General features: G+C 66.6%; 24 protein-coding genes and 1 pseudogene. 21 read left to right on the top strand and 4 right to left on the bottom strand.

Annotated elements, in window-relative coordinates; all coding sequences use genetic code 11:
• Position 1: 1 nt before the first annotated feature.
• Together KBY78_RS01435 and KBY78_RS01430 are read left to right on the top strand one after the other, a co-directional pair.
• A complete protein-coding gene (locus KBY78_RS01435) occupies positions 2-331 on the top strand; it encodes a hypothetical protein (RefSeq protein WP_255142020.1) in 330 nt (109 codons plus the stop codon).
• On the top strand, positions 331-2,004 hold the full coding sequence (locus tag KBY78_RS01430) for an AarF/ABC1/UbiB kinase family protein (RefSeq protein ID WP_255142019.1): 1,674 nt from the start codon (positions 331-333) through the stop codon (positions 2,002-2,004). The genes KBY78_RS01435 and KBY78_RS01430 overlap by 1 nt, the downstream gene beginning before the upstream one ends.
• Positions 2,005-2,032: 28 nt before the next feature.
• Here KBY78_RS01430 and KBY78_RS01425 read toward each other — a convergent pair whose 3' ends face one another.
• Together KBY78_RS01425 and KBY78_RS01420 are read right to left on the bottom strand one after the other, a co-directional pair.
• On the bottom strand, positions 2,033-2,230 hold the full coding sequence (locus tag KBY78_RS01425; protein ID WP_255142018.1) for a hypothetical protein: 198 nt from the start codon (positions 2,228-2,230) through the stop codon (positions 2,033-2,035).
• 993 nt (positions 2,231-3,223) lie between these two features.
• Entirely contained in the window at positions 3,224-4,192 is a 969-nt protein-coding gene (locus KBY78_RS01420; RefSeq protein ID WP_255142033.1) for a helix-turn-helix domain-containing protein, read from the bottom strand.
• Positions 4,193-4,389: 197 nt separating this feature from the next.
• Between KBY78_RS01420 and KBY78_RS01415 the strand changes: the two genes are divergently transcribed.
• From KBY78_RS01415 to KBY78_RS01390, 7 genes are all read left to right on the top strand, one after another.
• Positions 4,390-5,382, top strand: coding sequence for a formylglycine-generating enzyme family protein (locus KBY78_RS01415; RefSeq protein ID WP_255142017.1), 993 nt, complete (start codon positions 4,390-4,392; stop codon positions 5,380-5,382).
• 3 nt (positions 5,383-5,385) lie between these two features.
• Positions 5,386-8,025, top strand: a complete 2,640-nt coding sequence (locus KBY78_RS01410; RefSeq protein ID WP_255142016.1) for an arylsulfatase — start codon at positions 5,386-5,388, stop codon at positions 8,023-8,025.
• Positions 8,026-8,077: 52 nt separating this feature from the next.
• Positions 8,078-8,743, top strand: coding sequence for a MarC family protein (locus tag KBY78_RS01405; protein ID WP_255142015.1), 666 nt, complete (start codon positions 8,078-8,080; stop codon positions 8,741-8,743).
• 9 nt (positions 8,744-8,752) lie between these two features.
• Positions 8,753-10,426 carry an alpha/beta hydrolase gene (locus KBY78_RS01400; protein ID WP_255142014.1) on the top strand — a complete coding sequence of 558 codons (1,674 nt, stop codon included), beginning with the start codon at positions 8,753-8,755 and terminating at the stop codon, positions 10,424-10,426.
• Positions 10,427-10,856: 430 nt separating this feature from the next.
• Positions 10,857-11,414, top strand: a complete 558-nt coding sequence (locus KBY78_RS01395) for a hypothetical protein (protein WP_255142013.1) — start codon at positions 10,857-10,859, stop codon at positions 11,412-11,414.
• Positions 11,396-11,473: a hypothetical protein gene (locus KBY78_RS16320; protein ID WP_399215105.1), complete on the top strand. Its 78-nt coding sequence runs from the start codon at positions 11,396-11,398 to the stop codon at positions 11,471-11,473. The genes KBY78_RS01395 and KBY78_RS16320 overlap by 19 nt, the downstream gene beginning before the upstream one ends.
• A 201-nt stretch (positions 11,474-11,674) precedes the next feature.
• Positions 11,675-13,093 (top strand): NAD(P)/FAD-dependent oxidoreductase, encoded by a 1,419-nt coding sequence (locus KBY78_RS01390; protein ID WP_255142012.1) that lies wholly within the window; start codon positions 11,675-11,677, stop codon positions 13,091-13,093.
• 44 nt (positions 13,094-13,137) lie between these two features.
• Here the strand turns inward: KBY78_RS01390 and eno are convergent, their stop codons facing one another.
• Entirely contained in the window at positions 13,138-14,433 is a 1,296-nt protein-coding gene (eno, locus tag KBY78_RS01385) for a phosphopyruvate hydratase (protein WP_255142011.1), read from the bottom strand.
• A 139-nt stretch (positions 14,434-14,572) separates the two neighbouring features.
• On the opposite strand from eno, the gene gloA reads away from it, so the two are divergent.
• The 8 genes from gloA (at position 14,573) to rplL (ending at position 21,567) form a co-directional block, all read left to right on the top strand.
• Positions 14,573-14,977: a lactoylglutathione lyase gene (gene gloA / locus KBY78_RS01380; RefSeq protein ID WP_006173227.1), complete on the top strand. Its 405-nt coding sequence runs from the start codon at positions 14,573-14,575 to the stop codon at positions 14,975-14,977.
• Positions 14,964-17,852, top strand: coding sequence for an ATP-dependent Clp protease ATP-binding subunit (locus KBY78_RS01375; RefSeq protein ID WP_255142010.1), 2,889 nt, complete (start codon positions 14,964-14,966; stop codon positions 17,850-17,852). The genes gloA and KBY78_RS01375 overlap by 14 nt, the downstream gene beginning before the upstream one ends.
• A 68-nt stretch (positions 17,853-17,920) precedes the next feature.
• Positions 17,921-18,169 carry a preprotein translocase subunit SecE gene (secE, locus tag KBY78_RS01370; protein WP_006173229.1) on the top strand — a complete coding sequence of 83 codons (249 nt, stop codon included), beginning with the start codon at positions 17,921-17,923 and terminating at the stop codon, positions 18,167-18,169.
• 63 nt (positions 18,170-18,232) lie between these two features.
• Positions 18,233-18,913 (top strand): transcription termination/antitermination protein NusG, encoded by a 681-nt coding sequence (nusG, locus tag KBY78_RS01365; RefSeq protein ID WP_006173230.1) that lies wholly within the window; start codon positions 18,233-18,235, stop codon positions 18,911-18,913.
• 123 nt (positions 18,914-19,036) lie between these two features.
• The gene (rplK, locus tag KBY78_RS01360; protein ID WP_006173231.1) at positions 19,037-19,462 is read left to right on the top strand and encodes a 50S ribosomal protein L11; all 426 of its coding nucleotides are present in this window, start codon (positions 19,037-19,039) and stop codon (positions 19,460-19,462) included.
• 129 nt (positions 19,463-19,591) lie between these two features.
• Positions 19,592-20,299 carry a 50S ribosomal protein L1 gene (rplA, locus tag KBY78_RS01355; protein WP_255142009.1) on the top strand — a complete coding sequence of 236 codons (708 nt, stop codon included), beginning with the start codon at positions 19,592-19,594 and terminating at the stop codon, positions 20,297-20,299.
• 289 nt (positions 20,300-20,588) lie between these two features.
• A complete protein-coding gene (gene rplJ, locus KBY78_RS01350) occupies positions 20,589-21,119 on the top strand; it encodes a 50S ribosomal protein L10 (RefSeq protein WP_006173233.1) in 531 nt (176 codons plus the stop codon).
• A 64-nt stretch (positions 21,120-21,183) separates the two neighbouring features.
• On the top strand, positions 21,184-21,567 hold the full coding sequence (gene rplL / locus KBY78_RS01345) for a 50S ribosomal protein L7/L12 (protein ID WP_006173234.1): 384 nt from the start codon (positions 21,184-21,186) through the stop codon (positions 21,565-21,567).
• 244 nt (positions 21,568-21,811) lie between these two features.
• Here the strand turns inward: rplL and KBY78_RS01340 are convergent, their stop codons facing one another.
• Complete coding sequence (locus KBY78_RS01340; RefSeq protein ID WP_255142008.1) at positions 21,812-22,522, bottom strand: DUF3747 domain-containing protein; 711 nt, start codon at positions 22,520-22,522, stop codon at positions 21,812-21,814.
• A gap of 77 nt (positions 22,523-22,599) precedes the next feature.
• Between KBY78_RS01340 and KBY78_RS01335 the strand changes: the two genes are divergently transcribed.
• The 4 genes and pseudogenes from KBY78_RS01335 to KBY78_RS01320 all read left to right on the top strand — a co-directional run.
• Entirely contained in the window at positions 22,600-23,373 is a 774-nt protein-coding gene (locus KBY78_RS01335; protein ID WP_255142007.1) for a ribonuclease H, read from the top strand.
• Positions 23,370-24,569, top strand: a complete 1,200-nt coding sequence (locus tag KBY78_RS01330) for a quinone-dependent dihydroorotate dehydrogenase (protein WP_255142006.1) — start codon at positions 23,370-23,372, stop codon at positions 24,567-24,569. Before KBY78_RS01335 ends, KBY78_RS01330 begins: the two co-directional genes overlap by 4 nt.
• Before the next feature lie 95 nt (positions 24,570-24,664).
• Positions 24,665-25,639 carry a type IV pilus biogenesis protein PilM gene (gene pilM / locus KBY78_RS01325; RefSeq protein ID WP_255142005.1) on the top strand — a complete coding sequence of 325 codons (975 nt, stop codon included), beginning with the start codon at positions 24,665-24,667 and terminating at the stop codon, positions 25,637-25,639.
• Positions 25,636-26,025, top strand: a pseudogene (locus KBY78_RS01320) (hypothetical protein); the annotation flags it as partial. The gene pilM and the pseudogene KBY78_RS01320, both read left to right, overlap by 4 nt.

Genomic DNA, 26,025 nt, shown 5'->3' with positions numbered 1-26,025 from the left:
GATGCATGCCCCCCAATCTCTGCTGCAGGCTGCGTTGAATCGGCTGGGGGCCCGCCTCGGCAGTGGCTTCGCCGATTCGGCGGCCAGCCTGGCCGTGCTGGCCCAGCAGGCGCCCGAGCGCCTCAGGCGCGAGCTGGAGCTGTTCTGGAATGAAGTGGAGCAGGAGGCCCAGCGGCTAGAAACCGAGGCCAGCGCCGCCGGCTCAGGGCCCGGGGCGGCAGGAGGCGACGCCACAGCCGCCGCCTGGGCTGCAGCCGCGCCTCAGGATCAGATCGATGATCTGCGCGCCCGGGTGGCAGAGCTTTCGCGCCAGCTCGAGGACCAGGCTTGATGGGGGCCTGGCGCCAACGGTGGCGGGGCTTCGCCCGCTCGCTGCGCATCTGGTGGACCGTGCTGCGCCTGCTGGGGGGGCTCTGGTGGGACGGGAAGGACTGGACCTACCCCGGCGGCCCCACGGAGGAGCGGCGGGAGGCCAGGCAGCAACGGCGGGCCCGCTGGCTCCCCCAGGAGCTGCTCGGACTGGGCTCCGCCTTCATCAAGCTGGGCCAGTTGCTCTCCGCCCGCCCCGACGTGCTGCCTGCGGGCTATGTCGAGGAGCTCTCGCATCTGCAGGATCAGGTGCCCTCCTTCCCCTTCTCGGTGGTGCAGGCCCTGCTCGAGGAGGAGCTGGGAGGGCGTTGCGCTGAGATCGTCGATCTCGAGGAGCGGCCCCTGGGCTCCGCCAGCCTCGCCCAGGTGCACCGGGCCAGCCTGCGCAGCGGCCGTCAGGTGGTGTTCAAGATCCAGCGGCCCGGGCTGGAGCGGTTGTTCCGGCTGGATTTGGAGGTGATGCAGCAGGTGGCGGCGGTGATGCAGCGCCATCCGCGCTGGGGCGAGGGCCGCGACTGGGTGTCGATCGCCCAGGAATGCCGCCGGGTGCTGCTGCGGGAACTGGATTTCCGCCTGGAGGCCGAACATGCGGCCCGCTTCCGTCAGCAGTTCCTCGACGATGCCGGCATCCGCATCCCCTCGGTGATCTGGGAGCTCAGCACCCGCCGGGTGCTCTGCCTTGATTTTCTGCCCGGCATCAAGATCACCGATCGCACAGCTCTGGTGGCGGCGGGCATCGACCCGGCGGCGGTGGCGGAGAAGGGGGCCGCCAGTTATCTGCAGCAGCTGGTGCGTTTCGGCTTCTTCCATGCCGACCCCCACCCCGGCAACCTGGCGGTGGCCGCCGATGGCGCCCTCATCTACTACGACTTCGGGATGATGGGCCAGCTCTCGCCGCGGCTGCGCAGCCGGCTGGGACGGATGGTGCGGGCCGCGGCGGCCCGCGATGCCTCCGGCCTGGTGGAGGAGCTGCAGGGGGCTGGGGTGATCGCCAGGGATGTGGATCCTGGTCCGGTGCGACGGCTGGTGCGGGTGATGCTCACCGAGGCGCTCACGCCGCCCTTCTCCACGAACGTTATCGAGAAGCTCTCCGGCGACCTCTACGACCTGGTTTACGGCCAGCCGTTTCGCCTTCCGGCCGAGCTGATCTTCGTGATGCGGGCCCTCTCCACCTTCGAGGGAGTGGGCCGTAGCCTCGACCCCGGCTTTAGCCTGATGGCGATTGCCCGCCCCTACCTCCTTCCACTGATGACCGCGAGCGGGAACGGCCCCAACGATTTCCTCGGTGAACTCAGCCGTCAGGCCGCTGAAGTGGGCAGCCGTGCCCTGGGGCTGCCGCGCCGGCTGGAGGACAGCCTCGTACGCATCGAGCAGGGCGACCTGCAGGTGCAGATCCGCGCCGGTGAAACCGATCGGCTGCTGCGCCGCCTGGCTCTCGCTCAGCAGAGCACCAGCCAGGCGATCCTGCTGGGAGCCTTTGCTGTGGCTGCCGCGGTGTTGGGGTCCGGCAGTCAGCCGGCCCTGGCCGCGATCCCGCTGGTGGCCGGGCTGCCCGTGGGTTTGAGCTGGATCAAGCTCCAGGGGCGCCAGCGGCGGGATGCACGTCTGGAGAAGTTGCCGGGAACTGGGGGCTGAACGATGCAGCAGGGTCCAGCTACTGGACTCAGTTGCAGCCCTGAACAGAGATGCGGTAGCTGAAGCCGAGCGCTCCAGGCTGGCTGGATGAACCGATCCGGAAGTTCATCAGACTGGTGCCCTTGCCCGGCACAGAGGCGAAGGGGGCCCACATCCTGCCGGTGCCCTGGGGCGGCGTGAGGGCTTCATTGAAGAGCTGCAGGCTCGTCCCGTCGGTGAACCGCATGAACCCCTGCACCGGAGAACTGGCCTGATCGGTGGAGGTGGCCGTGAAGAAGAAGCGGTAGCTGCTGAAGGGCTGGTCAAGGATGAAATCGGTGTTTCAGTTGTTGCGACCTAGCAGGCGCCCACGCCCGATCCGTTTGCTCACCACCGGCTCGGAGCCGCCGATGGGCATCAGGAACGTGCACCTGGCTGCGGGCTGGGCCAGACGCACTGGGGGGGAAGCGATCATGTGGTGCCAAGGCTTATGGCCGGATCGTCGATCCCCTGGGGTCACCGTCCTTCGGCTCCGGCATAGAGCGACTGGCTGCCAGTTCGTCCTCGATGCGCAGTAGGCGGTTGTACTTCGCCCCTGGTCTCTCTTCTTTAACGGCTTGAGCGGCGACCCCGAGCAGGGAGCCAATCCCCAGGGAGTTGACCACAGGGCTGAAGCTGCATGAGACGGTCAGTTCCTGAAGGGCCACCAACCCGCCTCGATGGAAGAAGCTGTTCGAGCCGCCGGCTCAACACAATCCTTCGTGAGCCTGTGCTGCGCGTCTCAAGACAAGACCCGAGCCACTTGAGAGGAGAGCCCCCTCTCCACGGTCACCAACTGGCCGCCTCTTGATTCCGGCTGAGGCCAAGCCTGGGGCCTGGCGCACCCCCTGGCGCTCAGAAGAAGAACTTCACATCGGCTTCAATCCCATTCTGATCAATGTTGTAGGTATTTTTCGGGGATCTGATCATTGCTGCCTCCCAGGTGCAGAAAACGCCACGACAGATTGAGCTGGGTGGAGTTGCCGATGGCATAGCCGAGGCCGGCCTGGGCATTCCAGGAGTAATCCTCTAGAACGAGACGTAGCTGATGTCGGTGAGGAGGCCGAGACGGCCGTATTCGACACTGCCCCGGATGTAGGCGACGGAGTTCAGGGGCCTGAGTCGGTCCCCGCTTCTCTCCAGTTCGAGATTACCCTTTCCCTGTGTATTCCGCTAACTCCTCATTCGGTGAGCACCCTGCTCAGTCTGGAGAACGCCCCAGGCGCAACACACCCGAGGGCAGCACGCCGTAGCGACGCCGAAACCCCATGGCGAAGCCGGAGAGATCAGCGAAGCCGTGACGGTGGGCGATCGACGCCACCGTGTCATCCGCTTCAGGATGGAGCAGGGCCTGACGGGCCGCTTCAAGGCGCTGAGCCTTGAGCCATTGCATCGGGCTGCAGCCGAACCTTTCCTGGAACAGGATCTGAAGATTCCGGCGGGAGTAGGCGCTGCGCAGTTCCATCTGGGTGAGAGTGATCGGGGTGTGCAGGTGGGCCTTCATCCACTCCAGTAAGTCGGTGAACGCCTGCTCTCGCGGCTGGGGAACTGGGTGGGGACTGCCAGAGGGTTGAGCCCTGAGCAGCTCCGGAAACAGCAGCAAGGCCAGGAGCCGAAGCAGGAGATCCTCGATCCCGAGAGCGGCGAAGCCCCCGGCGGCCTCCAGATCAGGAGCATCCAGTGTCGTCAGGGTCCGCCGCAGGGTGGTCAGCAGATCCTGCTCCAAGGTGCTGCGGGGATGCACCAGCCTGGGTTGGCGGAGCCGGCGCAGGAATGGTCTCGGTCCATGGGCGCCTCCAGCGATCGCGGCAGCAGTGATGGCCAGCTGCGCCGGATCCAGGTGGATCAGCACTTCCTGGAGGAACCCGGTCTGGGCCTCGAAGGCCGCGCCGGGGAGATACAGCAAGCCCTGTTGGGGCCAGAGATCGAAGCGTTGCTGCTGGAGGGTTACCTGGGCCGATCCGGCATAGGCGAGAGCGACCATGGCACAGCCGGTATCTTCAGCTTCCAGCACCAACGGGGAATGCACGCTGCTGGACAGGCTGAGGCCTCCGAGGCGAAGAACGGCATTGCGGTGAAAGAAACCCTGGCGTTCGCCCATCCGCACCAGGCCCCGCAGGGGGGTGGCGGCATGGATCCTCTCCGCCAGGGCTGTTGCATCGGTCAGCACCAAGGCACGATCGTTGAGGACCACAAGGGGGAGGTGGTCAGAAACTGCGCTGCCGCCCTGATTATGCGTTTCCATCGCACCAATCCTGCCCGTTAGTTCATCCTCAGACAACAAATCCGATGAAACCAGCTTGAGGAGACCCTGGAGAAAGGTTCAGCAGCCGTACACTCCCCGCACCAAGACCTGTCGTGCAGGGAATGCCCCGACCTGAACTGATCTGGCTTGCCCTGGTCGTGGTCTCGCTGCTGCTTGTTCAGCCGGGCCCATCCCTGGCGGCGCCCCAGGAGTGTCCGGCGGACATGGTGGCGATCCCCGCCGGCCGCTTCCGGATCGGCGCCGCCGGGCGCTTGCCGGAGGAAGCGGAGGCCACGGTGCGCTTGCGGCCCTTCTGCCTGGGGCGCACGGAGGTGACCAACCGGGAGTTCGCCGCGTTCGTGGAGGCCACGGGCTACACGACCCAGGCGGAGCAGCCTCTCAGCACCGAGCAGTTCCCGGGCCTCTCCGCCGCCGAGCGCCGCCCGGGTTCGGTCGTGTTCCGCCCCCCCTCCCCAGGGGAGCCGGTGCAGGAGCTTGGCTGGTGGCACTGGATGCCCGGAGCCGACTGGCGCCATCCGGAAGGGCCCGGCAGCGCCATCGACGAGCGGCTGGATCACCCGGTGGTCCAGGTGTCAGTGGCGGATGTCCAGGCCTACGCCGCCTGGGCCGGGGCGGCCTTGCCCAGCGAGGCCCAGTGGGAGTTCGCCGCCCGTGGCGGTCTCAAGGATCAGGTCTTCAGCTGGGGCGACACCTGGAAGCCCGGCCTGGCCAACACCTGGCAGGGGACGTTCCCCGTGAACAACACGGCCGAGGACGGCTACCCGGGCACCGCCCCGGTGGGCCACTTCCCCGCCAACGGCTACGGCCTCTTCGACATGACGGGCAACGTCTGGGAGTGGACATCCGACTGGTATCAGAGCGGCCATGACCCGATCGACGGCCAGCAGGATCCACACCTGGAGGATGCCGCCGCCAGCAGCGATCCCCGCGAGCCGGGGGTGGCCAAGCACGTGATCAAGGGCGGCTCCTTCCTGTGCGCTCCCAACTACTGCAGCCGCTACCGGCCCGCCGCCCGAGAAGCGGAGAGCCCGGACACGGGCACCTCCCACATCGGCTTCCGCCTCGCTTCCCCGCTCCTCAACTCCTCCCTCTGACCCATGGCTGACGCCCCCCTGCACCGCCTGCGCTTCGCCCTGGGCCGCCTTCGCTTCGGCTGGGGGCGCCGGGTGGCGGCTTTCTCGGCGGTCCTGCTGCTGGTGGGCTGGCAGCTGGGCTGGTCGCCCGCCGCCGCCCAGCGGATGGTGAGCGGGGTGCTGGGCAACCCTGCCGCGAAGGCCACGATCGCAGGAAATCAGCTGCCGGCTCCCCCTCCACCCTTCGGGGGCGTGATCAAGGAGAACGCCCTCGACTCGAAGCCGTGGTGGCCGCCCACGGTGGTGCCCCCCAAGGACGCGCCGAACGTGCTGCTGATCATGACCGACGACGCCGGATTCGCCGTCAACAGCGTGTTCGGGGGCGTGATTCCCACGCCGGCGATGGAGCGGATCGCCAGCCAGGGGCTTCGCTACAACCGCGTCATGTCCACGGCCCTGTGTTCGCCCACACGGGCGGCCCTGATCACAGGACGCAACCATCACTCTGTGGGCTTCGGGGTGATCGCCGAGCAGGCCACCGGCTTCCCTGGCTACGACAGCATCATCGGCGTCGAGAACGCCACCATCGGCCGGATACTGCGCGACAACGGCTACGCCACCAGCTGGTTCGGCAAGGACCACAACACCCCCACCTACCAGGCCAGCCAGGCCGGGCCGTTCACCCAGTGGCCCACCGGCATGGGCTTCGATTACTTCTACGGATTCGTGGGTGGGGACGCCAACCAGTGGGGCCCGAACCTGTTCCGCAACACCACCCAGATCTACCCCTGGAAGGGCCAGGAAGGCAGCCTGAAGCTGGATCGCTCCGATCCGGCGGCGAAAGTGTGGCCCGTCACGGGTGAAGAGCCTTCCTGGAACCTGATCACCGCGATGGCCGACGACGCCATCGACTGGATGACCCGCATCCACCAGACCAACCCGGACCAGCCGGTCTTCCTGCACTACGTGCCGGGCTCCTCCCACGCCCCGCACCACCCCACCAAGGAATGGGTCGACAAGATTCATGAGCTGCACCTGTTCGACGACGGCTACGAAAAGCTGCGCGAGCGGATCTTCGAGAACCAGAAGAAACTCGGGGTGATTCCGGCCGATGAGGAGCTCACCCCCTGGCCGGCCGACATCCTCACCCCCTGGGATCAGCTCAGTGAGGAGGCCAAAAAGCTCTACATCCGCCAGGTGGAAGTGTTCGCGGCCTTCGTGGCCTACAACGACCATGAGATCGGCCGGGTGATCCAGGCCTTCGACGATCTGGGCAAGCTCGACAACACGTTGATCGTCTACATCAACGGCGACAACGGCACCAGCGCCGAGGGAGGCCCGGAGGGCACCTTCAGCGAGGTGGCCTTCTTCAACGACGTGCGTCCGCCGGTGGATGTGCAGATGAAGTACTACGACGCCTGGGGCACGGAATTCGCCTACAACCACATGTCGGCGGGGTGGTCGTGGGCCTTCGACACCCCCTTCGACTGGTGCAAGCAGAACGCCTACCGGCTGGGGGGCGTGAACGAGAACATGGTGCTCTCCTGGCCCCAGCGGATCAAGGACAAGGGCGGCCTGCGCGATCAGTTTCTCCACGTGATTGATGTGCTGCCCACGATCCTGGAGGCCAGTGGGATCCCGGCTCCCCAGACCGTGGACGGCATCCAGCAGAAACCGATCGAAGGCACCAGCTTCCTTTACACCTTTGACCAGGCCAACGCCAAGGCCCCTTCACGGCACACGACGCAGTACTTCGAGATGATGGGCCAGTGGGCTCTGTATCACGATGGCTGGCTGTTGAGCACCAAGGTGGACCGGGCCCCCTGGGACGCCTTCGGGCCGGCGAATCCTGATCCGCTCAATAACCAGGTGTTCCAGCTCTACGACCTCTCCAAGAACTTCAACCAGTCGGAAGACATCGCCGGGCAACATCCGGACAAGGGGGCGGAGCGGCGCAGGATGTTCGTGCAAGAGGCCAAGAAGCATCAGATGTTCCCGCTAAACGACACGGTGGCCGCCAGGGTGGCCGCCGCGCGTCCCAGCCGCACTGCCGGGCTCGACGAGCTGGTGTACATCCGGCCGATGACCGGCGTGCCCCAGGGCGATGCGCCCTACCTGCTCAACACTTCCTACACCCTCACCGCCGACATCACGGTTCCCCAGCAGGGCGCCGAGGGCATGATCGCCACCTCCGGCGGCCGCTTCGCCGGCTGGGGTTTCTACCTGCTCAAAGGGAAGCCGGTGTTCAACTGGAACCTGCTGAATCTGGACTGGGTGAAGTGGGAAGGCCCCGAGGCCCTCTCACCGGGCCGCCACAAGCTGGAGTTCGACTTCAAGTACGACGGCCTGGGGCTCGGCACCATCAAGTTCAACAGCTTTGCCGGTGTGGGCAAGGGCGGTACCGGAACCCTGAAGGTGGACGGCCAGGTGGTGGCCACCAAACGCATGGAGAAGACCATCCCGATCATCCTGCAGTGGGATGAGAGCTTCGACATCGGCTCCGACACCATCACCGGCATCGACGACAGCGATTATCTGCCTCCCTTCCCCCTTACCGCCAAGCTCAACAAACTGACCATCAAGATCGATCGTCCGCAACTCTCTCCTCAAGACATCAAGAAGCTGGAAGCGGGCATGAAGACAGCTGCTCTCGGGATCCAATGACCCTGCATACGTTAATCTCTTGCCAGACTGACTGAAAGTCCCAGACGATCTGATGCCGCCACCGATCATTCCCCACCACTTCATGGTTCAGTTCGTCACCTCCATGGTGGCGTTGCTGAATCCCCTGGGCGATTTCGCCCTGTTCCTGGCCCTCACTCAGGGACGCAGCCGGGCCGAGCAGAAGAGCATCGGCAATCAGGCGGCTGTGGCGATCGGCGTGATCATGCTCACCTCCCTCTGGTTGGGCAGAGCCATTCTGGGCGGCATCGGCATCAGCATCGGCGCGTTCTCGATTGCGGGAGGCATTGTGCTGTTCGGCATCGGCCTTGGCATGTTGAACAGCAAATCCGGTGACTCCTCAAAGACAGAATCCAATCAGGGCAACATCGATGCGGGTCGGATGAAAACCTCACCGGCGGTGGTTCCCCTGGCGATCCCGATCTCTGCCGGGCCTGGTGTGATCACGGCCCTGCTTGTGGCCTCCCACAGCAATGAGGCAGGGATTCCCGGCCTGCTGGCCCTGTCGGTCGCCAGTGTGGTGATGGCGGGGATGATGGCCGTGGTGTTCTGGTATGCCCCGGCCCTCGGCAGGCTGATGGGCCCCTCGGGTATGCAGATCACCACCCAGATCATGGGCCTGATCGTTACGGCGATCGCCTCCCAGATGGTGCTGAATGGCTTGAAGAGCGCTGCTCCAATGTTCATCCCCCCGTCGTAGGTGCAGCTCATGCACAGGCAAGCCCGGGTTGCGGGAAACAAGGCCCGTTGGATCCCATCGCTCCTCTCCGGCCTGTTGCTGCAGCTGGGTGCCACCCCCGTGCTGGCGGCCCAGCAGGTCACGTTCCGGCTGGGTGAACTGCAACGCTCGGTCCCCGTGGCCGACTTGGCCGAATTTGTGCGCACGGGAACGGTCAGCAACAACATCTCCTTCCTGATTGATCCGCTCAAGCCGCGTGATCGTCAGGCGTTGCGTTTCGCCCTTAGCCATCCCTTCCCCACCACCAGCCTGGAAGTGGCCGACTTCCTGCAGACGCCCATGGGCGGTGTGGTGGTGCGCCAGTTCGCCAAACTGTTCGAACGGCCCCCTGCGGAAGTGGTGCCTGCCCTGTCGGGAGCCCTGATCCTCGGCGCCTCCTCCGGCAAAGGGTTGAGGCTGATGGATGTGCTGGAGAAGTATCCCCTCGAGAATCTGATCATCGGCGTGCCGAAGGTGATGAACCTGGCCCGCCGCCTCAGGGATCAATTCGATCTGCAGGAGCAGATCTTTCCGCGACTGGCCACGAAGGATCCTGCCAACCCTCTGCCCAGCCCCCCCCTGAGCGGGTACGCCAAGCCAGGGGACCACCCCTACAGGCGGGAACGCTTCTCCTTCCCCGGGCCGGACGGCAACACCATCGAGGTCATCGCCCTGGTGCCCACTCCGAAGCCCGCGGGAGCCGCACGGCCGCCCGGCGCTCCACAGCCTCCCGCCCCGCCCCTGATCGTGCTGGCCCCGGGGCTCAACACCGATTACAACGCCCTGCTCTACGTGGGCGAACACCTGGCCTCGCACGGGTATGGGGTGGCGGCACTCAACTTTCCGGCCACCAGTGCCAACCGGGTGAAGGCCACGATCCAGGGACTCGCCAGCATCCCCGCTCCGAACGCCTGGTACCACCAACCCCTGGATGTGAGCCGGCTGATCGATCAGGTGGCCCGCCGGTTTCCCGGACGGATCGACACCAGCCGCGTCGGGGCGCTCGGCCAGTCGCTGGGGGGTTACACCGTGCTCGCGCTGGGGGGAGCACAACTGGACTGGCCCCACCTCGAGCGCGCCTGTGCCGTGATCAATGACCCCGCCGAGGTGGAGTTCAATCCGGCCATCCTCTGGCAGTGCCAGGCCCCGGGCCAGGTGGTGAAGCGCGCCAGCTTCGCCGATCCCCGCGTCAAGGCTGTGATCGCCGTGAATCCGGTGAGTACTCCGATCTTCACAGCCCCATCCATGCGCAAGCTGAAGGCTCCGGTCCTGATCGTCTCCGGCACCGCTGACATCTTCGCCCCCCCGATTTCGCAGCAACTGGTTCCCTACGCCAGCGTGGGGGCAGCCGGCAGTGTGCTGGCCCTGTTTGAAGCAGCCACCCATCTTTCCTTTCTGGATGGAAGCGGTCCACTGCCCGACTGGCTGATCGGACCCAAGCCAGAGAAGGCCCGGGAGGATCTCAAGGCGCTGTCGCTGGCATTCTTCGATCAGGAACTGCTGGGTGGGAACGCGATGCGAACCCTTCTGCCCTCGCAGGCCGCCCTGCAACGCACGGGCCAGCCGATGCAGTTTCTGCTCCGGCGTGAACTGCCCCCCTCGTTGATCCAGGGCATCGATCCCAACCTGGAGCTGGAAGCCGAACCCTCATCCTTCGGGCGATGAACCACGCTCCACGCTCTGCGTGCTGGAAAAGCAAGGATGAGCAGACTTTCCATGGTCTTCCACAGCGTCGTGGCGGCGCTCCGAACCATCGCCCCCGCTCACGAACCAGGGGAGAGAGCCGGGAGGGGCCAGGTGAGATCGAACCCCGCGCTGATGACTCCTCTGTTGATCCCTTCCGAGCCTCGCTGATGCCTCAACCCATTATTCCGCACCACTCATGATCCAGTTCGTCACCTCCATGGTGGCTTGCTGAATCCCCTGGCTGATTACCCCCCTGTTCCTGGCTCTCGCCCAAGGACGCAGCCGGGCCGAACAGAAGAGCATCGGCACTCAGGCGGCCGTGGCGATCGGTGTGATCACGGCCCTGTTCTGGTGGCGGTTGCCCAGCCTCTTTGAGCGGCTCCGTCAAAACCGGCTATGGCCACAAAGGTTGAATGTTGTTTGTGCAGAACTCGGCCGTTGTGGAGATCGATGTCACCAAGGGACTTCTCACCTGGAGGAATGTTGCGCCGACCACCCTGTTCTTCACCGACCGTCCCGCCAGGATGGCGGCCACTGCCACACGAAGGAGGAGTTTCTGAAGCTCTGGTTTGAAGGACCCGAGAGCTTCTCCCGCAATCCTCCCAACGCCACCCTTTCGATCCTGGAGCCCGGTAAGCCAGACCTGCTCAACGTGGTGGTGCAGTTGCGCAATCCACGGCTCAACGGCAACAACCTCCTTTACGACATCAAGCTTGTCGAGGGTGTCCTGCCTGCGTCCGGTGATGCGGCTGTTCTGTTCATCGACGTGCTTGGTTTCTGGCGCCGCAATGTCCGTCGAGTCGCAATCGTGGGCACGTCCACGGCCATAGCCGCCTCCCCTGCGGTTTCCGCTTCGGAAGCCACAGCAGCTGAAGCCTCGGCCACTCCTCCTGCAGCGACCATGGTTCCGCCCCCAGCCCTGCCCAGAAGATCTCTCAGCTCAAGGCGATGTTGCAGGAGGGCCTGATCACCCCGGCCCAGTACCGAAAAGCCTCCCAGGAGTTGCTGAACCAGTTCGTTCAGTGATCAGCCAAACGCCAGCCGATCGCAGGCTCACGCCTGAGGGGGTGACGGAAGCTCCTCACTGGTCACCCTCGTTCCGGGCCTGACCCCGATCGCCAGGGTCAGCGTTTCTGCAACAACCCACCGATCCAGGCCTAACCGCTTCCACGACTACCGACCCCGCCCCGAGGATCTGGATACGTTGAAGGACCCTGGAGGCGGTGGATGCCACCGGAACGTTTCTTCCTGGAGCTTGATCCTCCCGAGGCTCTGATGCGGGACTGGCCCCACGTGGTCATCGTGGGCGGCGGCTTTGCTGGCCTCAAGGCCTGCCATGCCCTGGCCGGCAAGCCCGTACGGGTGACCCTGATCGACAAGCGCAACTTCAACCTCTTCCAGCCTCTCCTTTATCAAGTGGCCTCGGGGCTGGTGTCGGAGGCCGATGTGGCCTCTCCCCTGCGCCAGATGGTGGGCCAGGCCCCGAACATCCAGGTCTTGCTGGGGGAGGTGGTCGATATCGACCCGCAGGCGAAGCAGGTGGCGTTCAACGACCACAGCTATGGCTACGACCACCTGATCCTGGCAAGCGGCTCCGGCAGCACCTACTTCGGTCACGAGGAATGGCGGCCCCTGGCGCCGCCGATGAAGATTCTCGAGCACGCCGATGAGATCCGCCGCCGGTTGCTGATGGCCCTCGAGGAGGCCGAGCAGACCCGCGACCCCGAGCGCCGTGGCTTCCTCCAGACCGTGGTGGTGGTGGGCGCAGGCCCGGCGGGCTGTGAGCTGGCGGGCTCCCTGATCGAGCTGATGCACCGCGCCATCCGCTGTGATTTCAAGCAGCTTCAGCACGACCGCTGCAAGGTGGTCCTGGTGGATGCGGTGGAACGGGTGCTGCCCACCATGCACCCAAATCTCTCGACCGCCGCGGCCACTCACCTCCAGGGCGCCGGTGTGATCCTGATGATGCGCTCGATGGTGAAGGGCATAGCCCCCGGCCGGGTGTCGCTGGAGGGCACCGATGGCCCCCAGGAGCTGCAGGCCGCCACCATCTGCTGGACCGCTGGCGTGCGGGCCTCCCGGCTCGGCGCCCTGCTGGCTGAACGCACCGGCTGCCCGGTTGATCGTGGCGGGCGGCTGCTGGTGGAGCCCGACTTTTCGGTGCCGGGCCATCCCGACATCCATGCCATCGGTGACCTCTGCGCCTACCTTCACACCAGCGACGGAAAGTCCCTGCCCGGCATGGCCGGACCGGCGGTGCAGATGGGCGGTTGGGTGGCGGCCCACATCATGGCCCGCAGGGGCGGCAGCTCGGTGGCGCCCTTCCGCTTCACCGACCTGGGCAGCATGGCCGTGATCGGCCCCTGGTACGCCGTTGCCGATCTGCGGGGTCTTCATGTCACGGGGCTGGCGGGCTGGGTCCTCTGGGCCCTGGCGCATCTGGCCTTCATCCCCGACACGGAGAACCGCATCACCCTGTTCACCAAGTGGATGTGGCAGATCGCCACCCGCCAGCGCACGGCCCTGCTGATCACCGGCCGGCCTGATCAGCACCTGGGCGTGGACGTCGGGCTTTTCCGGGCCCAGCTCCACCCCGAGGCCGAGGCCACTGCCGCGCAGCAGGACTCAGAGCCCCTGGCGGCCTAGGTGATTCCTGCGCATGGTCTCCGCTCAACCCTGGTGTTGTGACCTCAGAGCTTGCCCTGGGGGCCCCGTCCTTCGGCTCCTGCATAGAGCGCCTGGCTGCCCAGTTCGTCCTCGATGCGCAGCAGCCGGTTGTACTTGGCCACCCGCTCGCTGCGGCTGAGGGAGCCCGTCTTGATCTGGCCGGCGCGGGTGGCCACGGCCAGGTCGGCGATGGTGGTGTCCTCGGTTTCGCCGCTGCGGTGGCTGATCACGCTGGTGTAGCCGGCCCGGCCGGCCAGATCGATCGCCTGCAGGGTTTCGGTGAGGGAACCGATCTGGTTCACCTTGATCAGGATCGAGTTGGCGGTGCCGCTGTCGATCCCCCGCTGCAGGCGGCTGGTGTTGGTCACGAACAGGTCGTCGCCCACGAGCTGGAGCCGGCTGCCCATGCGCTCGGTCATCAGCGCCCAGCCCTCCCAGTCGTCTTCGGCGAGGCCATCCTCGATCGAGACGATCGGATAGCGGCTCACCAGCGCATCGAGCTGATCCACCATCTCGGCGGAGCTGTAACTGCCGCCACCGAAGGCGTAGCGACCATCGGCATAGAACTCGGTGCTGGCCACATCGAGAGCCAGGGAAATCTCCTCGCCGGGCTTGTAGCCGGCCTTCTCGATCGCCGCCACCAGCAGGGCGCCGGCCGCATCGTTGCTCTCCAGGTTGGGGGCAAAGCCGCCCTCATCACCCACGGCGGTGGAGAGGCCCTGGTCGCTCAGCAGCCCCTTGAGCACGTGAAACACCTCGGTGCCCATCCGCAGGGCCTCGCGGAAGCTGGGGGCGCCGTGGGGCACCAGCATGAATTCCTGGAAATCCAGGTTGTTGGCGGCGTGGGCCCCACCGTTGATCACGTTCATCAGCGGCACCGGCAGCAGGGTGGCCATCGGTCCGCCCAGGTAGCGGTAGAGGGGCAGCCCCACCCCATCGGCGGCCGCCCGCGCCACCGCCAGGCTCACGGCCAGGATGGCGTTGGCCCCAAGGGCTGATTTGTTGTCGCTGCCGTCGAGCTCGATCATTGTGGTGTCGACAGCCACCTGCTCGATGGCGGTGAGGCCGCAGAGAACCGGGGCGATCTTCTCCTCGATGTTGGCCACCGCCTGAAGCACCCCCTTGCCGGCGTAGCGGCTGCCGCCATCGCGCAGCTCATGGGCCTCATGGGCGCCGGTGCTGGCGCCGCTGGGCACGATGGCGTGGCCCTGGGCGCCCCCTTCCAGCCGCACTTCCGCTTCCACCGTGGGGGTGCCGCGGGAGTCGAGCACCTCCCGAGCCACGATGGAATCGATCACGAGGTCGAGGGAGTCGAACACGAAAACTGCATGCAGTCAGGGCTTGGGGGGATCCTATGGGTCGCCCCGGGGCATCCTGTTGTGACGCTCGGTACCGACTGGTGAGTCGCCGACTCCAGTCCTGACGCCAGAATCGGGGTTCAATCCCCTGCCGATGGCGATGCGTCTGCTGCACACCATGCTCCGGGTCGGCGATCTGGAGCGTTCCCTCGCCTTCTACACAGAGGTGCTCGGCATGCGTCTGCTGCGGCGCCGCGAGTATCCCTCCGGACGCTTCACCCTGGCTTTCCTCGGCTACGGCGAGGAAAGCGACAGCACCGTGATCGAGCTCACCCACAACTGGGACACCACGTCCTATGAGATCGGCACGGGTTATGGCCACATCGCCATCGGTGTCGACGACATTGCTGGCACCTGTGATGCCATCGCCGGCAAGGGGGGACGGGTGGTGCGCCCACCGGGGCCGATGAAGCACGGCAGCACCGTGATCGCCTTTGTGGAGGACCCGGACGGATACAAGGTGGAGCTGATCCAGCTTGCCCCGAGGGTCGATGCAGCAGCCTGAGCGTTTCGATACCAGCGCGGTCGCGGCCGCCGGCGGCGACACGCCGCGGGGCAGCCTCACCAGCGAGCCCGACCTCTTCAGTGAGGCCGCCTGGGACCTGCTGCTGGCCTCCCAGGACCAGGCCCGCCGCTGGCGTCATGACCAGATGGATGTGGAGCACCTGCTCCAGGCGCTTCTGCAGGATTCACGCTTCGCGGCCTGGGTGGATCCCTTGTCGATCGAACGTGAGCGCCTGCTCGATCGTCTGGAGGGCTTCTGCGCCGAGCAGCCCTCGTCGCCCGGCGACGACCTCTACATCGGTGATGCCCTCGAAGACCTGCTGGAGGAGGCCGATCGCCGCCGCTCCAGCTGGGGTTCGCGCCTGCTCGATATTCCCCATCTCCTGCTGGCCCTGCTGGATGAACCCCGCCTGGGGGCGGCGCTGCTGGCGGAGGAGGGGCTGAGCGAGCCGGAATTGCTGCGCCAGCTGCGGCCCGCCGCGGCCCCCGTCGCCAGACCGGCCGGCGTCCGCACAGCTCCTGTGGCCGGGTCCGGGCGCCCCCGCCGTTTCGAAGCGCCTCCGGCCCCAGCCGACGACTGGATCGACAGCCCTACACGGGAGCCCGCCGTGGTGCCGCCGCTGACCGCCCCCGCGGCAGCAGCCCCCGTGCCACGTCCCATCAGGCCTGTCCGTGCCCCTGATCAGGAGCTGACACTGGAGGCTGAGGCGGGCGAGCCCAGCGCCCTGGAGCAGTACGGCCGCGACCTCACCGCAGCCGCCCGTGCTGGCCTGCTTGATCCGGTGATCGGCCGCGACACCGAGATCCGCCGGTTGATCCAGGTGCTCTCCCGCCGCGGCAAGAACAATCCGGTGCTGATCGGGGAGCCCGGCGTCGGTAAGACGGCCATCGCCGAGCGCCTGGCCCAGCGCATCGCCAGCGGCGAAGTGCCCGACTCCCTCAAAGGCCTGCGCCTGATCGCCCTCGACCTCGGTGCCCTGATCGCTGGCGCCAAGTTCCGCGGTCAGTTCGAGGAACGCCTGCGCAGCGTGCTGGCTGAGGTGAAGGAGCCTGAGGCGGGCCGCGGCGCCGCGGCAGTCGTCAGCAGCGATGCCGGGGTGGTGCTGTTCATCGATGAGCTGCACACCGTGGTGAGCACCGACCGCTCCAGTGCTGATGCCGGCAGCATCGTCAAGCCGGCCCTGGCCAGGGGGGCGCTGCGCTGCATCGGGGCCACCACCCCGGAGGACTACCGCCGCACGGTGGAGAAGGATCCTGCCCTCAACCGCCGCTTTCAGCAGGTGGTGATCCGTGAACCCAGCAAGGAGGTGAGCCTCGAGATCCTGCGGGGCCTCAAGGAGCGCTATGAGCTCCACCACGGCGTCACCATCACCGATGGGGCCCTGCAGGCGGCAGTGCGTCTGGCTGAGCGCTACATCGCCGACCGCTGCCTGCCCGACAAGGCGATCGATCTGATCGATGAGGCCGCCGCCCAGCTGCGCATGGAGGTCACCTCCAAGCCCCAGGTGGTGGAGGCCGCTGAACTCGACCTGCGCCGGATCGAACTGGCTCTGCTCGGGGCTGAGGCGGCCTCCCAGGACGAGCGGGTGGCCCTGCAGGAGCAACGGCGCAGCGCCCTGGAGCACCTGCAGGATCTGCAGCGGCGCTGGCAGGCGGAGCGCGACCAACTGGCGGAGCTGAGGGAGCTGCTTCAGCAGGACGACGAGCTGCGGCTGGCGATCGCCGAGGCCGAGCGTGACGGCGAGTTCGAGGAGGCGGCCCGCCTGCAGGTGGATCAGCTGCAGCTGGTGCAGCAGCGCCGCGCCGCCCTGGAGGAGGAACTTCTCGACGATCAGCGCGGCGGTCTCTCCCTGCTGCGCGAGCAGGTGGAGGAGGGCGACATCGCCGATGTGGTGGCCCGTTGGACCGGCATTCCGATCCAGCGTCTGCTGGCTGGGGAGCGTCAGAAGCTGCTGGAGCTGGAGCAGCGGCTGGCGGAGCGGGTGATCGGCCAGCCCGAGGCGGTGGCGGCGGTGGCCGCCTCGATCCGGCGGGCCCGGGCCGGCATGCAGGATCCGAGCCGACCCGTGGGCTCCGTCCTTTTCCTTGGCCCCACGGGCGTGGGCAAGACCGAGCTGGCCAAGGCCCTGGCCGCGGCCCTCTTTGATGAGGAGGACGCCCTGGTGCGGCTCGACATGAGCGAATTCATGGAGCGCAACGCCGTGGCCCGGCTGGTGGGGGCTCCCCCCGGCTATGTGGGCTACGAGGAAGGAGGACAGCTCACCGAGGCCGTGCGTCGCCGCCCGTACGCGGTGCTGCTGCTCGATGAGGTGGAGAAGGCCCACCCCGAGGTGTTCAACCTGCTCCTGCAGGTGCTCGACGACGGCCGCCTGACGGATTCCCAGGGCCGCACGGTCGATTTCCGCCACACCGTGGTGGTGATGACCAGCAACCTGGCCAGCCGGGCCATCCTCGAGAGTGCTCGCAGCGGCGACGACTCTGGCCTGGAGGCGGCGGTTGAGCGTGCCCTGGCCGGGCAGTTCCGGCCGGAGTTCCTCAACCGCATCGACGAGGTGATCCGCTTCCGGCCCCTGGCGCAGAGCGACCTGCAACGCATCGTGCGCCTGCAGGTGGCGGAACTGGCGGCGCTGCTGAAGGAGCAGCGGCTGGAGCTGGAGATCGATGAGGCCGTGGTGAGCCGCCTGGCGGAGCTGGGCTATGAGCCGGAATTCGGCGCCCGGCCCCTGCGCCGGGTGCTGCGCCGCCGCATCGAAAATCCCCTGGCCACAGAGTTGCTGGAGGACCACTTCCGCGCGGCCCGCGGCGTGCGTGTGTGTCTCGGCGATCCCACCGGCCCGGATGGAGCCGACACTCTGCGCTTCCTGCCCCTTGAGTAACCGCTGAAAGGGTGTCCGGTAGGGTGTTCGTTTGCCGGTACGCCTTGCCGTCCGGTGCGCCCGCGCCCGTGGATTCTCCCAGCCGCACCACCACCTCCGACGACATCTCTGAGCAGGAGGTCAAGCCTGCCCAGCCTGCTGGTGTCGGTGGTTTCGTCTCCTCCACCCTGGAGGAGCTGCGCAAGGTGGTGTGGCCCAGCCGTCAGCAGCTCTTCAGCGAGTCGGTGGCGGTGATCCTGATGGTGAGCCTCTCGGCCGCCACCATCGCCGCCGTCGACCGCTTTTACAGCTGGGCTTCCTCCCAGGTCTTTCCCTGAGGCGCCGGCGGCTCCTCAGCCCTCTCTGTCCCGTTCGTTCTGAGCACGCACTCCTCCGTCCCCGTGTCCGAAGCCGATCTCGTCACCGCAGCCAGCCCCGACGGCGCCCCTGAGGACGCCGCCACCGTTGACGTGCTCGCCCTCGAGGCCCCCCCACCGGCGGAGCGCGAAGGCAAGCCGATGGTGGCCCGCTGGTATGCCGTGCAGGTGGCTTCCAGTTGTGAGAAGAAAGTGAAGGCCACCCTGGAGCAGCGCGCCATCACCCTGGGCGTCGACAGCCGCATCCTGGAGATCGAGATCCCCCAGACCCCGGCGGTGAAGCTCAAGAAAGACGGCAGCCGCCAGGCCGCCGAGGAGAAGGTCTTCCCCGGCTATGTGCTGGTGCGAATGATGCTTGATGAAGACACGATGATGGCGGTGCGGAGCACCCCCAACGTGATCAACTTCGTGGGCCAGGAGGAGCGCCGCTCCACCGGCCGGGCCCGTGGTCACATCAAGCCCAGGCCCCTCAGCCGCCAGGAGGTCGACCGGATCTTCAAGCGCGCCGCCGAGAAGAAGCCCGTCGTCAAGGTCGATCTGGCCGAGGGCGATCAGATCCTGGTCACGGCTGGTCCGTTCAAGGACTTCCAGGGCGAGGTGATTGAGGTGTCGGGCGAGCGCAGCAAGCTCAAGGCCCTGCTCTCGATCTTCGGCCGGGAAACCCCGGTGGAACTCGAATTCGCCCAGATCAGCAAGCAAAGCTGATGCTCACGGGGCCGCCTCCCTGCGGAGGGCGGCCCAACCCGGCGGCACCGTTCTGGCGCCGCCGCCCAACGCCTCGACCCAAGGGTCAGGCGATCCGCAGCGCTTCCCTCCGTAGACCAGCCGATGGCCAAAAAAGTCGTTGCCGTAATCAAGCTGGCGCTCAATGCCGGCAAAGCCAACCCCGCACCACCGGTGGGTCCTGCCCTCGGCCAGCACGGGGTCAACATCATGGCGTTCTGCAAGGAGTACAACGCCCGCACCCAGGACAAGGCCGGCTATGTGATTCCGGTGGAGATCTCGGTCTTCGAAGACCGCAGCTTCACCTTCATCACCAAGACCCCGCCGGCTTCGGTGCTGATCACCAAGGCCGCTGGTATCGACAAGGGTGCCGCCACCTCGGCCAAGGGCCGTGTGGGCGCCATCAGCCGTGCCCAGCTCCAGGAGATCGCCAGCACCAAGCTGCCCGACCTCAACTGCTCCAGTCTGGAGTCGGCCATGCGCATCATCGAAGGCACCGCCCGCAACATGGGCGTCGCCATCAGCGACTGATCACGCAGGAGCCCAGCTCCGTTACTCCCGCTTCAACCACCGTTCACCCCACCCGGGGGAGACAGTCACCGCCGGCCCCGGCCCAGCCCTGGCCACCGACAGCCTGTCGCCTGAACCCCGCCGAAACCCATGCCCAGACAATCCAAGCGTTTCACCGCCCTGCTCGAGACGATCGAGGATCGCGAGTACACCCCGCTCGAGGCCCTCGAGCTGGTGAAGGCCAACGCCAACTCCAAGTTCGATGAAACGATCGAAGCCCATGCGCGCCTCGGCATCGATCCCAAGTACACCGACCAGCAGCTGCGCACCACCGTCGCCCTGCCCAAGGGCACCGGCCAGACCATTCGCATCGCCGTGATCGCCCGTGGCGAGAAGGTGGCCGAAGCCAAAGCGGCCGGCGCCGACCTCGCCGGTGACGACGAGCTGGTGGAGGCCATCGCCGGCGGTCAGATCGACTTCGACCTGCTGATCGCCACGCCGGACATGATGCCGAAGGTGGCCAAGCTGGGTCGAGTGCTCGGTCCCCGCGGTCTGATGCCGAACCCGAAGGCCGGCACCGTGGCCACCGATCTGGCAGGGGCCATCAACGAATTCAAGGCGGGGAAACTGGAATTCCGTGCCGATCGCACCGGCATCGTGCACGTGCGCTTCGGCAAGGCCAGCTTCTCATTGGACGACCTGCTGGAGAACCTCAAGGCTCTGCAGGAAACGATCGACCGCCAGAAGCCCAGCGGTGCCAAGGGCCGCTACTGGCGGAGTCTCTACCTCACCTCCACCATGGGTCCTTCCGTCTCGGTCGACGTCACCGCCCTGCAGGACATCAAGCTCGACGGCTGAGCGCACGGTGCGGAGTGATGTTCCGCCCTGCCGTGTAAGCTGATCGATCGGGCACGCGCCCGGCCCAAGACAGCAGGTCAGTGCTGTGGCTTCAGGTTCCCCGCTTCGGTGGGTCATCCGGTGTCCGCAGTTCCGTAAACCCTGCCGAGGTGCACGCGACTTTTTTTCCGGTTCGGCTTGTCCGGGCGGATCACCGTTCAGCGGCCTCTCGAGGCATCCCGCCGGTTCACCCCGGCTGTGGAGCCGGCGGCCGCGTCCCGGCTTGTTCCCCCAACTCCGTACCAAATCCATGGGCCGCACGCTGGAGAGCAAGCAACAGATCATCGAAGAGCTCAAGGGGCTCCTCGGTGAGGCCGAAATGGCGCTGGTCCTTGATTACAAGGGCTTGTCCATCAAAGAGATGTCTGATCTGCGGACTCGTCTGCAGGCCAACAGCGGCATTTGCAAGGTGACCAAGAACACCTTGATGCGCCGTGCCATTGATGGAAACAGCGCCTGGTCGGAACTCGACTCCCTGCTCACCGGCACCAATGCCTTCGTCCTGATCAAGGGCGATGTCGGTGGTGCCGTCAAGGCCGTTCAGTCCTTCCAGAAGGACACCAAGAAGTCGGATGTGAAAGGAGGCCTTTACGAAGGCAAACTTCTTTCCCAGAACGACATCAAGGCCATTGCCGAGCTGCCCTCCAAGGAGGTGCTCATCGCCCAGATCGCCGGTGCGATCAATGCGGTGGCCACCAAGCTGGCTGTTGGCATCAACGAAGTTCCCTCCGGTCTCGCCCGGGCCCTCCAGCAGCACGCCGACAGCGGCGACGCCAGCTGAGCCCAGCGAAATCCACCGGCTCTGCCGGTTCAATTTTTCACAGATCTGTTGCTGATTCTCAACCATGACCACCAAAACTGACGACATCCTCGAGTCACTGAAGACCCTCTCCCTGCTGGAAGCTTCTGAGCTTGTCAAGCAGATTGAAGAGGCCTTCGGTGTGTCCGCCGCCGCTTCCGCTGGCGTCGTGATGGCTGCCGCTCCTGCCGCTGCCGCTGAGGCTGCCGAAGAGCAGACCGAGTTCGATGTGATCCTCGAGAGCTTCGACGCCGCCGCCAAGATCAAGGTGCTCAAGGCCGTCCGCGAGGCCACCGGCCTCGGTCTGGGCGAAGCCAAGGCTCTGGTCGAGGCAGCCCCCAAGGCCGTCAAGGAAGGCATCGCCAAGGGCGATGCCGAGGCTCTCAAGAAGTCGATCGAAGAAGTGGGCGGCAAGGTCACCATCAAGTGATCAGCCCCGGCGGAGGTTTGTCCTCCGCCAACTTCATCAACCAAAGCCGGCCTCTCGGGGCCGGCTTTTTGCTGGCTTGAAACGGCCAAAAAAAAAGCCCGCCGAAGGCAGGCTTTTGAGGTGGAACGATGCCGGGAGTCTGTCCTCGTTTCGACCCCGGGAGAGCGTTCTACACTCCTCACACACGAAAATTGTATGGGCTGGATCCGTTAGGTGCCAGCGCCAAGGGACGCTGTGTTCACTGTCACTCCCGGAAGGGGATCACCTGCAGAGCGATCGGACCGGTCTCCAGCTCGCCACCTCGGGCGATGCTCCCGAGGACACGTCCCAGGCTGCCCGGCCCCTCGCTGCTGATGGGCTGAACCTTTTCGAGGCTGCCCCCGCCGGCCTGGGCGATCAGCTGCTCCAAGGGGCTGCTGGCCGCGAAATAAATATGGTTCAGGGTTTGCTGTCCGAAGACGCGGCGGTTCAGCTGCCAGTCGCTCTCGAGTTTGATCGGAACAAATCCCTCAGGGTCACGGCGGCTCACCTCGCCCCGCCCCACCAGCAGCAGGGTGGTGTCCGCCGGGCTCATGGCCTGCAACTGAAGCTCATTGCCCACCTGGCTGAGGCGAAGGCGGTAGCGGCTGGCCAGGTCCTGGCCAGCTACCCGCAGGGAATAGGCGTTGCTGCCGGCGTAGCTGGTGCAGATCCCCTTGGAGTCGAAGCGGTTCATCGAGGCATCCACCAGGCCGTCGGGCCGGGCCTGCCAGCAGGGCTGGCCGTTGGCGGTCTGCTCGATCAGCACCAGCGACCAGTCGGCGAAGCCGACCGGCTTGGCCAGCACCGCAAACTGCGACGCCTCCACAGGCTGGCTGTCGAACACTCCGGCGGCCTCCGCCAGGGGCGTTGTGACGGCCTGGAGCGTGGTGGCTGCCAGACCAGCCCCTGCAAGGGCCAGGTAGGTTCGCTGCATGGTGGATTTCCTGCGTCCCAACATCGTCGCCACGGTCTACGGCACCACTGTCTACCGAACAATGGCCGGGTTGCCCAGTGGCTGCTGAGCCGGTGCGGGTGGTGGCGGCTGCCTGTGATGGCGCCTGCCGCGGCAATCCGGGCCCGGGGGGCTGGGGCTGCCTGCTGCGTTTCGAGGACGGCAGCGTGCGCGAGCTGGGGGGTGCGGCTGCGGCGACCACCAACAACCGCATGGAGCTCACCGCTGCCCTGGCCCTGATGGAGGAGTTGCGGCAGATGCCCCTTCACCCCGATCTGCGCCTGCGCACCGACAGCCGCTACCTGATCGATGGACTGACCAAGTGGATGCCGGGCTGGAAGCGCAAGGGCTGGCGCACCGCCTCCGGCGGACCTGTGCTCAACCGCGACCTCTGGGAGGAGCTGGACCGGGCACGCCTGCCGGGGTTGAGCCTGGCCCATGTGAAAGGGCACAGCGGTGATCCCGATAACGACCGCTGCGATGAGATCGCCGTGGCCTTCTCCCGCGGCGGCTCCCCTGATCTGGCCCAGGGACCCGGGTCTGGCAGCCCTCGGAGCGCTCCTGAGCCAGCCCAGCCTGAGGAGGATGCGCTCGATCAGCCGGCTCCCGCGGCTCTGGGCCAGCTGCTCACCCGCCTTGAGGTGGCTGACCGCTTCGCCAGCGGCGGTTACGCCCTCACGGCCGCCGAACTGGCCCGCCTCGTGGAGCAGCCCCTGGCCCGTCTGCAGGAGCGGCAGGCCCCCTGGATCTGGCGCGACTGGCGGGTGAGTCCCACCAGCGAGGGCCGCTGGCGGCTGGAGCGCGCCGAGCCCGTCCTGCAGGAGTCCCCATGATTCTGGAGCGACCAGAGCGCGCCTCCTCAGTAGCCACGGCCGGCACCAGCACGGGTTCGCTCTACCGCCGCTGGGTGGGCCCGCTGCTCGCGAGGGATGAGGGGGCCGATGCCGAGCAGCTCAGCAGCCTCACTCTCGCCGCCCTGGCCCAGGCCTCCCTGCGCCGAGACTGGCCCCTGGTGTCGGGCAGCCTGGCGGGCCTCGGGGCCGAGCTGCAACGGCGTGACCATCGCCTCGAGCAGACCCTCTTCGGTTGCCGCTTCGCCAATCCGGTGGGCCTGGCTGCGGGTTTCGACAAGAACGCGGTGGCGGCGGGAATCTGGCACCTGTTCGGGTTCGGCTTCGCTGAGCTGGGCACGATCACCTGGCACCCTCAGCCGGGCAATCCGCGGCCGCGGCTGTTCCGCCTGGCCCAGGAGCGGGCCGCGCTCAACCGCATGGGTTTCAACAACGACGGCGCCCAGGCCGTCAAGCGCAACCTGGAGCGCCAGCACCTGCCCCCGCCGGGCCAGCGGCCTGCGGTGCTGGGCCTCAATCTGGGCAAGTCGAAGATCACCTCCCTGGAGCTGGCCCCCGACGACTACGCCTCCTCCCTGGAGCTGCTCTCGCCGCTGGCCGACTACGTGGTCATCAATGTCAGTTCACCCAACACCCCCGGTCTGCGCGACCTGCAGGATGCGGTGCAGCTGCGACGGCTGGTGGAGCGGCTGCGGCGCCTGTCGGCCTGCCCGCCGCTGCTGGTCAAGATCGCCCCCGACCTCGAAGACGACGCCATCGACACGATTGCCCGTCTGGCCTACGAGGAGGGCCTTGCCGGGGTGATCGCCGTGAACACCAGCGTCAACCGGCTGGGCCTGGAGAACCGTCGCCTGCCCCAGACCGGGAGGACGCTTGCGGAGGAGGCCGGTGGGCTCAGCGGAGCCCCCCTGCGCGGCCGGGCTCTGGAGGTAATCCGGCGCCTGCGGGCCACGGCCGGTCCAGCCCTGCCGCTGATCGGCGTGGGTGGAATCGATTCCCCTGAGGCCGCCTGGGAGCGGATCACGGCCGGAGCTTCGCTGATTCAGCTCTACACGGGCTGGATTTACCAGGGTCCGGGCCTGGTGCCGGCGATTCTCGAGGGCCTCGGTGATCAGCTGGACCGTCATGGCTGCAGCCACCTCAGTGAGGTGGTGGGCAGTGGTCTGCCCTGGCGCTGAGCGCTGGTCCAGTCCGCTCTGCAGGCGTGTGGTCGCGTGAGATGCGTAATCCTCGTATGGCCGGTACGCTTCGGCCGGATTCCTGGACGTGACGATTGGTTCTTGCCGGCGTTCAGGAACAGCTTCAGCCCTTCACATCCCGGCTGTTTCCTCGCCGGGTCTGGCTGGCTCTTGACGACGACGCGGTCACGGTGGTGACCACCAAGGGACTTGGCCAGCCGGTTCAACTCGACCTATTCAGGCGGGTGCCCCTGCCGCGCGGGGCCTGCTCCGCCGGTGATCCTCAGCAGGTGATGGCCCTCGGCGACCTGATCGGCGATCTGCTGGTGGAACTGGGCCTGGTGGGCGTTGAGGTGCTGGCGGTGCTTCCCGCCGCCGCCTGCGCCTGGAGGGTGGTGCAGTGGCCCTTCGACGACTGGCCCGAGTCAGCGGACGAGGCCCTGCGCCAGATCGATCCCGCCCTGGGGCTTCCCTATGACCTCTCCCAGGCCTACATCAGCCTCCTGCCACTGGAGGGTGCTGGCCAGCAGGACTCTGGATCCTGCTCCTCGCTGCTGGTGAGTGTCCCTCGCCAGCGGGTGCTCAGCTGGATTGAGGTGTTCGACATTGCCGGAGTGCAGCTGGAGCGGCTGGAAGCGGCTCAGGTGTGCGAGCTGCGTGCCCTGGCCCCCCTGCTCGACGGCGCCGAGCCCGATCTGCTCGAGGTGCTGGTGGTGCTGGATGAGTGGGGTGCGCGGCTCACCCTGTTGCGCCACGGCGTGCCGGAGTACGGCCGTGAGGTGAAAGGGTCGTTGTCCGACCTCGAGGACGAGTTGGAGCGTTGCATCGCCTACTGGCGCGGCCGGGATCCAGACGTGACTGGTGCTCGCCTCTGGCTGACGGGCTCCAGTCCAGACCTATCCATGCTCGCCAACAAGCTGCGCGGCAGCGGCGACTGGCCTGTGCAGATTCTCGATCCGGTGACCCTTGGCTGGATCGCCCTGCCCCCGGACGACGGCGATGAGCCGCCACCGTCAGGTTCTGCCCTGGCCAGCCTCCATGGACTGATCCAAGCGGAGCTGGCGCGATGAGTCCGATGTTTCCTGGTCTTGACCTGCTGCGGGAACGGCGGCTGGAGCTGGGTCTGCCCGCAGAACCCCCCAGGCCGCCCGACGCCAGGCGGCTGCTGTTGATCGGATCGGCCATCGGCGGCGCCATCGTGCTATCCACCATTGGCGTGACGCTGCTATTGAAGCTGCAGGGCCTGCTGCTGGAGCAGGAGCTCACCCGGCTGGCGCCGGTGCTGGGCCAGGTGGAGACACTCGAGGCCGAACTGGCTGCCGATAAGGACAACCTCGAGCACAAGAGCAAGGGCAATGACCAGTTGGTGAATGGACTGGTGGCCGTGCGCTCGGGCTCTGCCCTGATGACCGACCTGGCTGGCCGTACCCCGGCCGAGTTGCAGCTCACCTCGGTG

Source organism: Synechococcus sp. EJ6-Ellesmere, from assembly GCF_024345875.1.
Classification (GTDB): Bacteria; Cyanobacteriota; Cyanobacteriia; order PCC-6307; family Cyanobiaceae; genus Regnicoccus_A; species Regnicoccus_A antarcticus.
This window is presented reverse-complemented; position numbering and strand designations above follow the sequence as displayed.

Excerpts from the sequence above, each read along its gene's own strand:
- KBY78_RS01400 (WP_255142014.1), top strand. The coding sequence starts at position 8,753 with ATGCACAGGCAAGCCCGGGTTGCGGGAAACAAGGCCCGTTGGATCCCA.
- KBY78_RS01405 (WP_255142015.1), top strand. The coding sequence starts at position 8,078 with ATGCCGCCACCGATCATTCCCCACCACTTCATGGTTCAGTTCGTCACC.
- KBY78_RS16320 (WP_399215105.1), top strand. The coding sequence starts at position 11,396 with ATGTTGCAGGAGGGCCTGATCACCCCGGCCCAGTACCGAAAAGCCTCC.
- KBY78_RS01425 (WP_255142018.1), bottom strand. The coding sequence starts at position 2,230 with ATGCGGTTCACCGACGGGACGAGCCTGCAGCTCTTCAATGAAGCCCTC.
- KBY78_RS01375 (WP_255142010.1), top strand. The coding sequence starts at position 14,964 with ATGCAGCAGCCTGAGCGTTTCGATACCAGCGCGGTCGCGGCCGCCGGC.
- gloA (WP_006173227.1), top strand. The coding sequence starts at position 14,573 with ATGCGTCTGCTGCACACCATGCTCCGGGTCGGCGATCTGGAGCGTTCC.
- rplA (WP_255142009.1), top strand. The coding sequence starts at position 19,592 with ATGCCCAGACAATCCAAGCGTTTCACCGCCCTGCTCGAGACGATCGAG.
- KBY78_RS01430 (WP_255142019.1), top strand. The coding sequence starts at position 331 with ATGGGGGCCTGGCGCCAACGGTGGCGGGGCTTCGCCCGCTCGCTGCGC.
- rplL (WP_006173234.1), top strand. The coding sequence starts at position 21,184 with ATGACCACCAAAACTGACGACATCCTCGAGTCACTGAAGACCCTCTCC.
- rplJ (WP_006173233.1), top strand. The coding sequence starts at position 20,589 with ATGGGCCGCACGCTGGAGAGCAAGCAACAGATCATCGAAGAGCTCAAG.
- KBY78_RS01415 (WP_255142017.1), top strand. The coding sequence starts at position 4,390 with ATGCCCCGACCTGAACTGATCTGGCTTGCCCTGGTCGTGGTCTCGCTG.
- rplK (WP_006173231.1), top strand. The coding sequence starts at position 19,037 with ATGGCCAAAAAAGTCGTTGCCGTAATCAAGCTGGCGCTCAATGCCGGC.
- KBY78_RS01340 (WP_255142008.1), bottom strand. The coding sequence starts at position 22,522 with ATGCAGCGAACCTACCTGGCCCTTGCAGGGGCTGGTCTGGCAGCCACC.
- KBY78_RS01435 (WP_255142020.1), top strand. The coding sequence starts at position 2 with ATGCATGCCCCCCAATCTCTGCTGCAGGCTGCGTTGAATCGGCTGGGG.
- KBY78_RS01390 (WP_255142012.1), top strand. The coding sequence starts at position 11,675 with ATGCCACCGGAACGTTTCTTCCTGGAGCTTGATCCTCCCGAGGCTCTG.
- KBY78_RS01330 (WP_255142006.1), top strand. The coding sequence starts at position 23,370 with ATGATTCTGGAGCGACCAGAGCGCGCCTCCTCAGTAGCCACGGCCGGC.
- KBY78_RS01410 (WP_255142016.1), top strand. The coding sequence starts at position 5,386 with ATGGCTGACGCCCCCCTGCACCGCCTGCGCTTCGCCCTGGGCCGCCTT.